15 protein-coding genes and 1 other RNA gene are annotated in these 14,374 nt (G+C 41.4%); all 16 read right to left on the bottom strand.

Annotation, left to right across the window (positions count from 1 at the left end; translation table 11 throughout):
• Positions 1–22: 22 nt before the first annotated feature.
• The 16 genes from recN to rpiB all read right to left on the bottom strand — a co-directional run bounded on the left by recN (position 23) and on the right by rpiB (position 14,365).
• Positions 23–1,705, bottom strand: a complete 1,683-nt coding sequence (recN, locus tag E7588_01310) for a DNA repair protein RecN (protein MBE6687896.1) — start codon at positions 1,703–1,705, stop codon at positions 23–25.
• Between the two features lie 21 nt (positions 1,706–1,726).
• Positions 1,727–2,182, bottom strand: a complete 456-nt coding sequence (argR, locus tag E7588_01305) for an arginine repressor (GenBank protein ID MBE6687895.1) — start codon at positions 2,180–2,182, stop codon at positions 1,727–1,729.
• Positions 2,183–2,185: 3 nt separating this feature from the next.
• Positions 2,186–3,058: an NAD(+)/NADH kinase gene (locus tag E7588_01300; GenBank protein MBE6687894.1), complete on the bottom strand. Its 873-nt coding sequence runs from the start codon at positions 3,056–3,058 to the stop codon at positions 2,186–2,188.
• A complete protein-coding gene (locus tag E7588_01295) occupies positions 3,058–3,786 on the bottom strand; it encodes a TlyA family RNA methyltransferase (GenBank protein ID MBE6687893.1) in 729 nt (242 codons plus the stop codon). The genes E7588_01300 and E7588_01295 overlap by 1 nt, the downstream gene beginning before the upstream one ends.
• Positions 3,783–5,633, bottom strand: a complete 1,851-nt coding sequence (gene dxs, locus E7588_01290; GenBank protein MBE6687892.1) for a 1-deoxy-D-xylulose-5-phosphate synthase — start codon at positions 5,631–5,633, stop codon at positions 3,783–3,785. Before dxs ends, E7588_01295 begins: the two co-directional genes overlap by 4 nt.
• 4 nt (positions 5,634–5,637) lie before the next feature.
• The gene (locus E7588_01285; GenBank protein MBE6687891.1) at positions 5,638–6,231 is read right to left on the bottom strand and encodes a hypothetical protein; all 594 of its coding nucleotides are present in this window, start codon (positions 6,229–6,231) and stop codon (positions 5,638–5,640) included.
• Positions 6,232–7,003: 772 nt separating this feature from the next.
• On the bottom strand, positions 7,004–7,222 hold the full coding sequence (locus E7588_01280; GenBank protein MBE6687890.1) for an exodeoxyribonuclease VII small subunit: 219 nt from the start codon (positions 7,220–7,222) through the stop codon (positions 7,004–7,006).
• On the bottom strand, positions 7,209–8,507 hold the full coding sequence (locus tag E7588_01275) for an exodeoxyribonuclease VII large subunit (protein MBE6687889.1): 1,299 nt from the start codon (positions 8,505–8,507) through the stop codon (positions 7,209–7,211). Before E7588_01275 ends, E7588_01280 begins: the two co-directional genes overlap by 14 nt.
• Positions 8,461–9,387 carry a peptidase M22 gene (locus E7588_01270; protein ID MBE6687888.1) on the bottom strand — a complete coding sequence of 309 codons (927 nt, stop codon included), beginning with the start codon at positions 9,385–9,387 and terminating at the stop codon, positions 8,461–8,463. Before E7588_01270 ends, E7588_01275 begins: the two co-directional genes overlap by 47 nt.
• Positions 9,384–9,800: a transcription antitermination factor NusB gene (gene nusB, locus E7588_01265; protein ID MBE6687887.1), complete on the bottom strand. Its 417-nt coding sequence runs from the start codon at positions 9,798–9,800 to the stop codon at positions 9,384–9,386. The genes E7588_01270 and nusB overlap by 4 nt, the downstream gene beginning before the upstream one ends.
• 36 nt (positions 9,801–9,836) lie before the next feature.
• Positions 9,837–10,994 (bottom strand): hypothetical protein, encoded by a 1,158-nt coding sequence (locus tag E7588_01260; protein ID MBE6687886.1) that lies wholly within the window; start codon positions 10,992–10,994, stop codon positions 9,837–9,839.
• Positions 10,995–11,008: 14 nt separating this feature from the next.
• On the bottom strand, positions 11,009–11,608 hold the full coding sequence (gene recR / locus E7588_01255) for a recombination protein RecR (GenBank protein MBE6687885.1): 600 nt from the start codon (positions 11,606–11,608) through the stop codon (positions 11,009–11,011).
• Positions 11,608–11,955: a YbaB/EbfC family nucleoid-associated protein gene (locus E7588_01250; protein MBE6687884.1), complete on the bottom strand. Its 348-nt coding sequence runs from the start codon at positions 11,953–11,955 to the stop codon at positions 11,608–11,610. The genes recR and E7588_01250 overlap by 1 nt, the downstream gene beginning before the upstream one ends.
• 26 nt (positions 11,956–11,981) lie before the next feature.
• Entirely contained in the window at positions 11,982–13,574 is a 1,593-nt protein-coding gene (gene dnaX, locus E7588_01245) for a DNA polymerase III subunit gamma/tau (GenBank protein ID MBE6687883.1), read from the bottom strand.
• An RNA gene (ffs, locus tag E7588_01240) (signal recognition particle sRNA large type) lies at positions 13,571–13,835 on the bottom strand. Before ffs ends, dnaX begins: the two co-directional genes overlap by 4 nt.
• A gap of 98 nt (positions 13,836–13,933) precedes the next feature.
• Complete coding sequence (gene rpiB / locus E7588_01235) at positions 13,934–14,365, bottom strand: ribose 5-phosphate isomerase B (protein ID MBE6687882.1); 432 nt, start codon at positions 14,363–14,365, stop codon at positions 13,934–13,936.
• Positions 14,366–14,374: the final 9 nt, after the last annotated feature.

Here is a 14,374-nt window from a genome sequence, read left to right as displayed (position 1 = left end):
TATATTTAACCTCTCTGATAAATTAATATTTTTTTCCTTGTTCTATAAGTTCTCTTGCAGTCGCAATAACAGATTCTGTCACATCTATACCACCAAGTATGCGTGCAATTTCATTTTCACGTTCTGCATCGCACAGCTCTTTCACATGTGTTTGCATCCGTCCGTCAGTAAGAAGCTTTTCTATTTTATAGTGATTTGTTGCAAGAGAAGCAACCTGAGCGGAATGCGTAACGCAAAACACCTGCATGGAATCTGCGAGTTTTTTAAGATTTATGCCAACCTTATGAGAAGTTTTACCCGAAATTCCCGTGTCAATCTCATCAAATATCACGGTAGGTATATCATCATTTAAAGCAAGAACGCTCTTTATCGCAAGCATTATTCGCGAAAGCTCACCGCCTGATGCTATTTTTGCCATGGACTTAAGCGGCTCGCCAATGTTAGTTGAAATCATGAACTCAATTTCATCAGCACCGTTATCACCGAAACCATCTTGCGCAATCGGTCTCAAATCCACCTTAAAAATCACACCCGGCATATCGAGAAACACAAGCTGTTCCTTTATCTTTTTTTCAATTTCAAGTGCCGCGCTTTTTCTCTTTTTTGTGAGTTCACCGGCTACAGAAAGCACTTTCTTCTTTTGCTCAGAATATTCAAGGTGAAGCTTTTCGATGTTTTCAGCCGAGAGTTCTATATCATTCATTTCCTGCTGAATTCTTCCAAAATGCTCCATTATACCGGCAACCGGAAGAGCGTATTTTTTCTTCAGGCGATATATAAGATCAAGTCGTTCTTCTATATCATCCAAAAGCTTGGTGGGGTCATCATTCAAATCAGGCTTAAAAGCAATTACTTTTTCTGCAATATCTCTTATTTCGTACAGATACTCGGTAAGCTTTTCGCTGTCTTCCGAAAGTGAAGGAATTATGTCCGACAAATCATCAATACTCTCTATGGCAGTGTTTATACAGCTGTATGCACTTTTTTTATCCGAGCCGTAAAGTGCAAGGTACGCCGTTTGAGCAGATTCTGAAATTTTTTCAAAGTTCTGAATACGATTTTTTTCCTCTAACAGACTCTCTTCTTCACCGACGGAAAGCTTGGCGGAGGAAATTTCAGCTATCTGAAACCTGAGAAAATCAAGTCGTTGTGCCTTTTCGCTTTCATCCATTTCAAGAGAATCCATTCTTCTCTTTATGTCGCACAGCGTCTCATATTGCCTGCGATACTCGTTTTTCAAAGCTTCGCAATCAGCAAAGCCATCCACATATTCAATATGTCCCGAGGCATCGGTAAGGCTGTAAAACTCATGCTGACCGTAGATGTTTATGAGTACCGAGCATATATTTTTCAACACAGACTGCGGAACTGTCCGTCCGTTGACCTTTGAAACTGATTTTCCGTCAAGTGTCATGGAACGCTGAACCATTAACATATTGTCGTCGTCAACGCTGATGCCGTATTCTTCAATTTTCTTTGCGGCAGACGCACTGATATCGGAAAACACTGCACTGACCACGCAAGAATCCGTTCCGGTACGTATGATGTCCTTGTTCATACGTGCGCCGGAAACCATATTTATAGAATCTATAAGTATCGATTTACCCGCACCTGTTTCACCTGTAAAAGCGGTAAAGCCGTCGGTAAAATCAACATCCAGTTTGCTTATTAGTGCTATATTTTCAATGTGTACTGAGGACAGCATTTTATTATGCCTTTCTTTTAATCAGCGTGATGACATTTTCATAAGTTTTTCCATGAAATCGTTTGCTGTATGATTATCACGAAAAATAAGCATCACGGTATCATCTCCCGCTATTGAACCCACTATTTCCTTATAATTCAGAGAATCCAGCGCAGCAGCCGCCGCCTGTGCCATACCGGAGTAAGTTTTGACCACAAGTATATTTTGTGCAACATCAATTTTTTTAATTGTGTCACGCAAAATTCCAAGCGCTTTTCCGGTGGAAGTTTCCGTGTCGTCATTATCGGAAACAGCATATACATACTTACCATCCTGTGTCGCGGATTTTGTAAGTCTCAACTGCTTTATGTCACGCGAAATAGTTGCCTGTGTGACCTCATATCCCTCTTCTATAAGCAATTCTGCAAGGGCATCCTGTGTCTCGACATCATACTTTCGGACAAGCTCGAGAATTTTGAGATGTCTTTTTGTTTTCATATTTTACCTTCTTTCAGACAGCTTTTTATATACTACATCATAAAAACCGGTATTTTTGATTCTTATCAATTTACAGGTCAAAGATGACTTTTTGATTCTGATTTCATCGCCGTAAAGTATCCTTACATTCTCAAGGCCATCCACTGTCAAAAAAACCTGGTCATCGCGTTGCCTGGAGGTTTTCAATGTCAATGTTGTTTTAGGCGAATATACCATAGGTCTGGAATTCATAAAAGAATGAGGACTTACCGGAGTAACGCAAATACACTCAAGCTCCGAATCCACAATCGGACCACCTGCGGACAGTGAATATGCCGTGGAACCGGTAGGTGTTGCAACAATAAGACCATCGGTACGATAATACGTGACCTCTGTGTCACCGCTGTACAAATCAATTTCAATGAGCTTTGAAATAACACCTTTTGAAAGGACGGCATCGTTAAGCGCACTGAAATTGGAAATAACCGTTCCTTCTCGTATGACTTCAACATCCAGCATCATTCGTTCCTCAACCGAATACTCGGAGTTAAAAACAGAATCCATAAGGTCAATCTCGGAAACTTCCAATTCTGTCATAAATCCGACCGTACCCATATTTATACCCAGAATCGGCAGATGTGCGGGGGCAGCCTTATGAGATATTTTAAGTATCGTTCCGTCTCCGCCTATCGAAACAATCATTTGGGCAGTGTGATATATCTCATCTTCGTCCGCAAACCGGACTTTCGTATTATCGGCATAAACACTGAGCGGATTTGAATATTCAATTGGAATATAAATGGTGCAATACTTTGTAAGAAGATATTTCATTACCTTACAGGTACATGAAAGGTCGATATCCTTAAAAAGATTGGGAACAACTGCAATTTTTTTCATCAATTCACCTTTTTAAAAACCGCAAGATACTCTGTATTACCGTCACCGCCTTTTATAGGCGAACATATGACCGAAAGCATTCCAAGTCCATGTAAAAATGCGGATTTTTTAATTCTGTCGATAATTTCCGAATGTACACTCCTATCGCTGACAATACCACCAGAAGAAATATGCGCTCTGCCCGCCTCAAACTGCGGCTTTATAAGAGAAATAAACACTCCTTCATCTTTAAGATGGAAGCGCACTGTTTTATAAAGCAATGTCTGTGAAATAAAAGAAACGTCCATGACAACAATATCGCACTTCTCATTTACAGCCGCGATGCACTCTCGGGCATTACACTTTTCAAGAGAAACAACACGTTCGTCATTTTGCAATGATTTGTCAAGCTGAGCAGTACCGACATCTACAGCATAAACCTTTCGGGCACCGTGTTTTAAAAGACAATCGGTAAATCCACCTGTGGAAGCACCTATATCCAACGCTGTAAAACCACGAACATCCACATTGAATTCCTGCAAAGCATGCTCCAGTTTAAGACCGCCTCGGCTGACATATTTATTTATCACACTTTCTGCAAGTGTAATAATGCTGTTTTCGTCAAAATCCTCGGAGGGTTTATTTACAGCCTTGCCGTTTATAAAAACAGCATTATCGTTTATAAGCTTTTTGGCATTTTCCCTGCTTTTTGCAATGCCCTTCTTGAAGATAAGTACATCAGCTCTCATTTAAGTACATCCATTCCGAAAATATCATCGGCTATTTTTGAAGCGGAAAATCCGCAATATTCATATAATTCTTCAGTACTTCCAAATGTAATAAATTCTTCATCGATGGCTTTGATTACAAATGAAAAGCCGGTGGTCAGAGAATTAAGGTGTTCGCCAAATCCACCCGTTTTCATTCCCTCTTCAACCACGTAAATCAGCTTGGGAGAAAGATTTATGAGCATTTTTTCAAATGAAGCATAATCAAAGGGTTTTAACCTTGCAATACGGTATACTGCGGCAGATATCCCCTTTTGCAAAAGAAGCTCCGATGCTTCAATCGCATTAGCTGTTATGCATCCGTAAGTAACTATCAGCACATCTGCATGAGGTGAACGCGAGTACAGTTCATCCGCTGCATTACAGCTTAATTTGCTTTCGCAAACACCTGCCCTTACATTTTTCGGGTAACGCACAACAACTGTATTTTCAGATGAAACAGCCAGTTCAAGGCAAGTACATAATTCCTCCGTATTAACAGGCGAATACAATTCAATCCCGGGCACATTCAGAAGCATAGATACATCAAATACGCCATGGTGAGTAGGTCCGTCCTCACCCACAAGACCTGCACGGTCCAGAGCAAGAATTATTTTTAGATTTTGAAGTGCAACATCATGTATAAACTGGTCATAAGCTCGCTGAAAAAAAGTACTGTACATTGAAACGCAAGGCAAATATCCCGCAGCAGCAAGACCCGCAGCAAAAGTAACGGCATGTTCCTCGGCTATACCCACATCAAAAAATCTTTCGGGGTACAAAGATTCAAATTTGTCAAGTCCTACACCGGTGCTCATTGCGGCGGTGATGGTACAAATTTTTTTATTCTTACCTGCCAACTCGACAATTTTTTCGCCAAAAGCAGATGACATTTTATCATATTTATTGCACGATACCGATGTGCCGGAAACGCTGTGATACGTTGACGGATTAGCTTCTGCCGGTCCGTAACCCTTGCCCTTCACAGTACAAAAATGAACAAAGGACGGCCCCTTGTGCGCTTTAGCTTCGCTGAGCAGAAGCTCAACAGTCTCAAGGTCATTACCGTCAGCGGGGCCGTAATATCTAATACCAAGCTGCTCAAACATATTACTGTTAGTGAGCAAACGGCGCATAAGTGTTTTAAAAAATTCGATCATTTTCGCCGCAGGAGCACCGATAACAGGTATGCGACAAAGAAAATCTTTTGTTCTGTGCTTAAGTGAAAAATATGATTTTCTGTTTCTTATTTTCAAAAAATATTTGGAAATTTTACCCACATTTTTTGATATTGACATTTCATTTTCGTTAAGGACAATTATTATATTATCATCCTCTGCACAGTTATTGAGCCCCTCGTATGCCATGCCACCGGTAAATGCTCCGTCGCCTATCACGGCAATCGCATGTGCATCGGAGCCGTTCAGCTTTGCAGCCTTTGCAAAGCCCAGTGCTGCAGACACCGATGTGCTGCTGTGACCTGCGCCAAACGCGTCATAATCACTTTCGCTGATTTTTGTAAATCCGGACAATCCACCGAATTTACGCATTGTTGAAAAGCGTCCGCTTCTTCCGGTAAGTATTTTGTGTACGTATGACTGGTGGCCGACATCGTAAATGATTTTATCCTCAGGCGGATCGAAAACACGCATAAGCGCGACGGATATCTCGCAAATACCGAGATTGGAAGCAAGGTGTCCTCCTGTGGATGATATATTATCTATCATGAACTTACGTATCTCGCCACAATACTCTGCAGCCCTGGAAACGCTGAGAGCTTTCAGTTCATTCGGGGTATAGCTTGTGAATCCGGAATTTTCCATATGCATTCCTTTATTTACGTTTTGCAGAAAAATCGAACAGGCACAAAAACTTTGCGACTATCCTGACAACATCGTTACTGTAACGCAAACCTATACCTTTAAGTGCTGCCTTAGATCCGATTGTCAATGTGGAAATAAGTGCGGTCAGAATAAGATTACCCACAAAATTTGCAGTACTGCCGGGTGAAGTAAAAAGTCTTACTGCTATTACGGCGCCTGTCGCACCGCTTATGACTCCGCAGATATCGCCGATAACGTCATTACAGAAGCTGGAAACCTTTTCGGCATTTTTAATTAGACTTACAGCCTTTTTGCCTGCAGGTATCCTTCGCGCCGCCATAGAATGAAACGTCTTTTCATCGGCTGTTGCTACCGACAATCCGACGAAGTCAAACACAACACCTATCGATATGAAGATAATAAGCACTGCAAAGGCAAGGTAAATATTGAGTTGGTCTATGTCACTCGAAACGACACCCATTACGAGGGAAATAAAAAAAGAAATAACCGAAACCTTAAAGACCCATACTTTGTCAACTACGGATTTTTTCTTTTTATCATTCTTTTCTGTTTTTTCGTTCTTTCGCGTTCGACTGTCGTCCAAAACTTCCTCCATTAAATTAAAAGAGCCGCATCGGAAAAAGTACGGACACAGCTCTGAATTAAATTCGTTGATGGTGATATATCAAGTAAACCTTGCGGCATTAGGTCAAGTTGGCTTTCCCCAATCGCTGCTCCTCGTCGCCGATGAAGCGGTTTCCCATTAAAGCAAAAGACGGCACGTCACCGATACCGTGACTTGATTGCCTTACAAGCTCGCACTGCAATCCCTGATATATCTATAAATAACAGCCTAGGAGTTTTCCTCGGCAGAATTCCGTCGTTCTCTATCCTCTTTTGCAATCGTGGTTTCAAGCAGCAATAACCGTGATTTCTGGCCAAAGAATACCACGGTCCGGTCCGCTATTCGCTCGCGCTCACTCAAGGCAGGCTACTCTATCCACAGCAACTATGCACCGCGTGATAGGTTTAATCTTTATCCGTAAAAATCATCCCGTAAGACATTTCTACGCAATAAAGCCTCCAGGAGTAAACGGGTCGAGTTCCGTATGCCATTACAGTCCGCCCGTGAACCCACAATCTCTCAGCACCCACCCCTTACTGGGCGTAAAAAGCAAGCACCAAGAGCTTCATCGATATGCCCTTTCACGGATTTTTAGGCCCGTTTTCAAGAACACGAATTCTGACTAGGATACTGCACCATCATTCTAATTTACAAATAAAATTCTATCATATTATTACGTATAATATATGAACACACAATTAACATTGTGCATAAATTATCAAATATTCACTGTTTTCTGTATATTTTAATATTATGAATCTTCGTTTTCCTGTTCCGTTGACGGTACAGCACAAGTCAATTCTTTAATTTTAAGCTTTGCCTCATCAAGCATTTTAGTGCAGGAATTAATCAGTGAAATACCGTTCTCGTAGAGCTTGAGCGATTCTTCCAGCGAAATTGCCGGATCCTCAAGGCTTTTTACGATGTTCTCAAGCTTTTCTATGGATTTTTCGAAGCTATCCTTGCTCAACTTCTTTCACCTCCGCTTTCACGTAACCTTCATTCATTCGTATTGTTATATTATCTTTTTCCGACAGCTCATCGGCACTGCTTATGATTTTTTCGTCCTTAACAACAAGTGAATAACCGCGTGCAAGCACCGCCAACGGGCTTAGCGCATCCGCCTTTACAACCAAAGAATGCAAATTGTTCTCCTTGCGCTCGCAAATACGCTCAATATGATCTTTGAGTTTTTCATTCGAAAGCATCAGTTCTTTGTGAGCTATTACACCATCAACACAATTTCTGAGACTCGCGGTCACTTCCAGAAGCTTGCAGTTCATTTCTTCAACCTTTGCAAACGGTTTTGAAAGCACATGGCTGTTGGCTGATTTTTCAAGTGTTGCAATTTTTATTGACAGCATATTTGATATTTTAAAGTCAATATTTTTCTTAAAGACTTTGAGTTTATTTCTTATTTCATCTGCCGACGGCAGTGCAAGCTCGGCGGCGGCAGAGGGCGTCGGTGCGCGCAAGTCACTTACAAAATCACAAATTGTAAAATCGGTTTCATGTCCCACTGCCGAAATAATCGGCTTTTCACATTTGAATATTTCACGTGCCAGCTTTTCGTCATTAAATGGCATGAGGTCTTCAATAGAACCTCCGCCTCTTGCAATTATAACAGTATCCACATCGGTTTGTTCAAAATATCTAAGCCCTTGTATGAGCTGTTTTACAGCGTTCTCTCCCTGAACCGAGCAAGGGTACAAATCAATCTCACACAGCGGATATCGTCTGGAAGATACGTTGACAATATCACGTATAACCGCACCCGTAGCCGAAGTAAGAACACCGATTTTGCTTGGAAAGCCGGGAATTTCTTTTTTGTGCTCTACATCAAACAATCCTTCCTTTTCAAGCTTATTTTTAAGCTGTTCAAAAGAGACATATACCGAGCCGACGCCATCGGGAACTATGTCATCCACCTTGAGACTGTAAGTACCGTCACGCACAAAAACATCTATTTTACCATGTGCAATTATCTTCATTCCGTTTTCTGGTATAAAACCGATTCCGCGCGTATACATACGGAACATAACAGCTTTCAGTGCACTGCTTTCGTCCTTTATGGTAAAATAATAATGACCTGTTTTGTAATGATTTGTAAAGTTGGATATTTCGCCCTTGATATAAATGTCACGTAGTATTTCGCTCTGGTCAAATGCTATTTTTAAAAACTCATTGAGTTCACTGACAGTGAACGCTTCATTCATTATGTTTCCTCCGTGTAAGTTCGGCAATACCGCAAGCATTGTCACTGGAAAACTCAGGCTTTGCAAAAAAGCAGTTGTATTTTGCAGACAGCTTTTCGCGAATTATGGAATTTGACATTACGCCGCCTACGAACACCACAGGAAGCTCCGCCGGTACACTGCTTTGTTCCAGCATTGCAACAACCGTTTGGTAAACAAAATTCAAAGTATACAGTGCAATATTCTCTTTTGACTCCCCTTTTTCAAAAAGCTCACGGCATTTATTTTCCGCACCCGAAATATTACAATGTCCGTCCTTGACACAAATATGCGGCTTTATCACCTTATCTGCGTTAAGCGCCAATTTTTCAAGTTCTTTGCCGCAAGGAAAACTAAGTCCCAGCATTACACCGCAACGGTCTATAAGCTGACCTGCTGTAATATCCTTTGATGCGGCAAGCTGGGTAATGTGTAAATTTTTATTCCAATTAACTCTGAGCATATCGTTTGTGCCGCCTGAAACATGGAACGCAACAAAATCAGGGATATCATCAATTACGTGACCGCTTTCGCAAAAAGCAGCCATGACATGCCCATCCTGATGAGAAAACTCATACAAAGGAATGTCCATCATCTGTGCACAAGCGTGAGCGGCACTTACACCCGCTAAAAAACACGGCATATACGAACCGTCGACACTGCGCGGACGTGAAGAAACACCGACAGCAGCAATCTCCGCTTTTCCGAGAGCATCGCGAAGCTGTTTAACAGCTGAAGGAATATTCACCGTATGCATGAACAGTGCCTCACTCTGGCGCACTCCTTTTTCGCCCGGTTTTACGGTAAGAGGTATTTTTACACTCACCGTACGTCCGTCCTCAAACACAGCCGCCGCAGAAGTAGTATAATTACTTGTATCTATTCCTATGTACGCTTTCATAATGCCTCGGTAAGTGTTTTGGAGATGCTTCCCAGAACACCGTTAACATATCCGGGCACATCGTCATCCTCGTATTTTTTAGCCAGTTCTACCGCCTCGTTTATAGCGATATTCACAGGTACGGCATCAAAATATTTCATTTCATATACCGCAAGACGAAGTATAGCCATAGTAGCTTTGGAAATGCGCTCATTCTTTCGTCGGATGGACGCTGCGGAAATAAGCCCGTCTATCTCCTCGAGGTTATCAAAAACACCCAGGAAAACAGTTCTTATGTAGTCGTTTCCCTCAATTTCGTTATTGTCCAGGTACTCGATATAAACATCGACAGCATCCTCGTCGTGCTTAAAGCTTTTTTCAAATATTAATTTAAAGGCGGTTTCGCGTGATTCGCGTCTGGTAAGTTTACCCATAATATGGCTCGCTTTCAATTTTTTTGGCTGATATACTCAGAAATTTACAATTACTGCTGAAACAATTGCCGACAGTATCAATGAAAAATACATCGGCGCAGGGTTTACTATTAAACAAGACAACACAAACACTGCCACGTTTATAACAACAGCAGCATTTAAGAGTACGTACTTGAGGGATAATTTTTTCAAGAGTTTATTTATAATATTTCGTGTATCATCTTTAGAAAGTGAAAAAGTAAATATATCGTATTTCGCAATATCTCCGCTTTCGAAAAGCTTTTCGGAATCTGCAATTTTAGCGTCTACGGAAATATTCTCTTTCAATGGAAAAATACTAAAGCCGTTAAGCTTTGACAAAAAGTCAACACGGCAAGCTTTTCTGCAAGTGGCAATCAAGGCGGTTACACTCAGCAAAGCAAATAAAACCGCCAGAAAAGAAAGTCTGTCAAATGCACCAAAGCATAATGCCGATGCAGCGAAAACAAGAAAGGCGACTGTCTGCGCAAGTCTGAAGACATCAAAATAGCTTGCTGAAGCATTGTTATTTTCGCATGTCAGGATGTTAAAAAAACATTTCTTAACAGTGCTGTATACAGATTTATCTGTTTTTCTGTACGGAGCATAAACGATACTACCGCTTACAATTTTACATGAAAAAGGTAAATTATCACCGCTTTGCACTGTAATCAATTCATCATTTGCGCTGACAAGAGAATCATCGGCAAGCGCCGAACCGCAAACAACTTTTCCCTCTGCAGGAGTAAACTCGTTATTGGAAACAATATAGTTGCCATCTTCATCAACTCTGTATTCAATCGGATTTTCAAAAACAACCGAGTTTTTGATGCATTTTTCAATTGCTTTTAAATGAACGCAAAAAATCAACGCATCAAAAGTATGGTACACCATTAAAAGTTCCAAAGCGCTTTTGACGTCTTTCAACGCCAACAGCAGAATGACACCCGAAAACACGGAAAGTGACTCACATGCACAGTGTTTGTCAAAAATATTGACAGCGATTTTTTTCACAAGCGGTACACACATAATAACAAGAGAAGCACAAGCAATGAGACCGCTGTGACAAAAATATGCCACCAGATTTCCAACAAGAAAAAGCGTTTTATTAAGGACAAAGCCTGTACCTGCGCTGTTATACTGCAAATAGTTGGCACCGATTCTGGAGTTTATCAATTGTACCCTCTTCTCTAAAGTTCGCGTCTGCCTTCTATGGCACGCGAAAGTGTAACTTCATCCGTAAATTCAAGCTCGCCGCCCGCAGGTATTCCGTATGCAAGGCGTGTAACCTTTATACCCAGCGGTTTTATAAGCTTGGAAATATACATTGCAGTCGCCTCACCCTCTATATTGGGGTTGGTTGCTATAATTATTTCCTTTACGGTATCATCATTAAGACGCGAAAGCAATTCTTTGATTTTAAGCTTATCGGGAGTAACACCGTTGATGGGCGAAATGAGACCTCCCAGTACATGATAAAGACCATTGTAGTCACGTATTTTTTCTATAGCGGCAACATCTTTCGAATTTTCGGTAACACATATGGTGCTTTTATCTCTGGAATCGGAAGAGCAAATATCACACACATCGGTCTGACTGATGTTCTGACATACACTGCACAGCTTAATTTCACGTTTTGCATTCATTATTGCCGCGGCAAAAGCCTCAGCATCTCCGGCAGGCATATCAATAACATGAAAAGCCAATCGTACAGCTGTTTTATAGCCTATACCGGGTAAGCGTCTGAAGGATTCTATAAGTCTTTCAAGAGGCTGAATGAACCCTGCCATCAGAACAAACCGGGAATATTGAGACTTCCCGTAATTTTAGACATTTCTTCATTGTTGGTGGTTTCAACCTTCTTGATTGCCTCGTTGATACCTGCAGTGAGTATATCCTGAAGCATTTCAATATCATCGGGGTCTACAACCTCGGGCTTGATTTCAATGGAGAGAACTTCTTTTTTACCGTTGATTTTAATATTTACAACACCACCGCCGGCAGATACATCATATTCGCGGTTATCCAAATCCTCTTGCAAAGCCGCCATATCTTCCTGCATCTTCTGTGCCTGGCGCATCATGGCATTCATATTTGAGGGGCCGCCTCTCATTCCATCGGGCAATCTTACTTTCATTTCTTTATTCCTTTCAAATTCAAGAATTAAAAATCATCATCACTGTTATCGGTCTGAGGAGCAACCTCTTTTTCTGTAACCGTAACATCACTTATATCGGGAGAAATCTCCCCAACTATGGCTTTAATCTTAGGCAAATTCACATTATTGGAAAGTATCATTTTGACAAGCATATCACTGCACTTGATAAATAAACGCGTGCCACGGCACTCGGTAGAAGCTTTCTCAAAGAACGGGGAAATCTCCGGAATTCTTTTTGCAATTTCCTCACGTAAAATCTCATGACCTGAGTATCCGTCTGAAACTGCGTCTGCAGGATGTGATACTTTTGCAGCTTTGGAAACCGCAAGCTCTGTTTTATCATTTTTCAACGCATCGGTTTCTGTTTCCCACGGCACATCATCACTGCAATCAGCAGGAGACTCGGTAATCTGAGCCGCATTCTTGACAATATTCTGTGCGGGCTTTGGCGGAGTTACAGGTGCAGAATTATAAATCGGTTTTTCGCACAATTTCACGATAGTGACCTCAAAAGCCGCACGTATTGTGTTTCCGTACCTGTCCATATTCTCCATAAGCTTCTGTATGGATTCAGAATGTCTGCAAAGCTCGCTGTAATCTGTTTTTTGGCATATTTCTTTGAGTGTAGGTAGCTCATTATCGTAGCATTCAAGATAATTTTCACACGAAGGAACAGATTTGAGTATTAAAATATCCCGGTAAATTTTCAGAAGTTCATTAAGTATATTACCGAAATCATTTTGCGCCTCATACATGTCTGCAATCAACCTTATGGCACCGGCGCTGTTTGATGAAGAAATAAAGCTTATGAGCTTTATAAGCGACTCACGATTTGATATACCTAAACGATTTATCATTATATCAAGTGTAACCATGCCATCAAAGCCCATGCAGCTTTCCAGCATACTGTAGGCGTTGCGCATTGCGCCGTCCGACATTTTTGCTATTATTTTAGCCGCATCACGCTCTATGCTTATACCCTCGGCACCCGCCACAGACATAAGACTTTCAGTTATATCCTCCACGGGAATACGCTTAAAATCAAACCGTTGACAACGTGACATTATAGTTGCCGGAATCTTATGTATTTCAGTAGTAGCAAGTATAAACACTACATGCTCCGGCGGTTCTTCAAGAGTTTTGAGAAGTGCATTGAATGCCTGAATGGTAAGCATGTGAACCTCATCAATTATATACACCCTCTTACGAAGCTCAACCGGAGTATACCTTACCTCTTCAACAAGGCTTCTGATATTCTCAACACCGTTGTTACTGGCGGCGTCTATTTCAATAATATCTACCGAGGTAGAACCATTGACGATTTTACAAGCCTCACATTCATTGCAAGGATTTCCGTCAACAAGATTTTCACAGTTAACAGCTTTTGCGAGTATGCGTGCACAGGTAGTTTTACCTGTACCGCGAGTCCCGCAAAACAGATAGGCATGAGAAAGCTTTTTTGAATTGATCTGTCCCTTAAGTGTCTGAACTATATGACGCTGACCTACAACCTCATCAAAATTCTGCGGTCTGTATTTTCGATATAACGTCTGATACAACGTTTTCCTCCAAACAAACAAGGTGCAAGATAAGACTATGCAACATGCTTCGAACACAAGACTACATACGGTATCCCTCATTCAGACTCAAAACAGGCTTCCCTGCGGCACATCGAATAAACTGCTTAATGCTGCTTGGTTCCCCACCTGACATGGTTCACAGCCTTCGATTGCGCAAGACCCATTTCTCAACACCCGAAAAAGGGAGCAGCTATACACTCTTGTTCCTCAAGTCATGTATTCTCCCCTGCTACAGCGGATTGCAGGTACAAGGCACCGCTAACTCCCCGGATAGCATAGTCTTATCTCACACCTTGTGAAATAATCTTCAATTATTTTAGCACAAATTCATGTTTTTTTCAATACTATTTTCAAATATTAAAACATTTTTTACAACATTAAAGTATCTTGTCATACATCTCGACGCGCTTTGCATGTCGTCCGCCTTCAAACTCGGTTTTCAAGAATGTATCAACCAGTCTGATTGCAAGACCTGCACCCATCACACGTCCGCCGAGTGTAAGTACATTGGCATTATTGTGCATACGTGAGAATTCAACGCTGAAGATATCAGACGCACATATCGCACGTACACCTTCATATTTGTTCGCACAAAGCATCATACCAAGTCCGGTGCCACAGAAAAGAAGTCCTTTTTCCGCCTTTTTTTCCGCCACTGCCTCAGCAACTTTTTTTGCATATACGGGATAATCTACGGACTGTGTATCGAAACAGCCGAAATCCTCATACTCAATCTTATTGTCATCCAGATACTTTTTAACGGCTTCCTTCAGTTCCCAGCCGCCGTGGTCACATCCTAATGCTATCATTGTTTTTCT

This window comes from Oscillospiraceae bacterium (assembly GCA_015065085.1).
Taxonomy (GTDB): domain Bacteria; phylum Bacillota; class Clostridia; order Oscillospirales; family SIG627; genus SIG627.
Note: the sequence above shows the minus strand (reverse complement) of the source record. Positions and strands in the feature narration are given on the sequence as shown.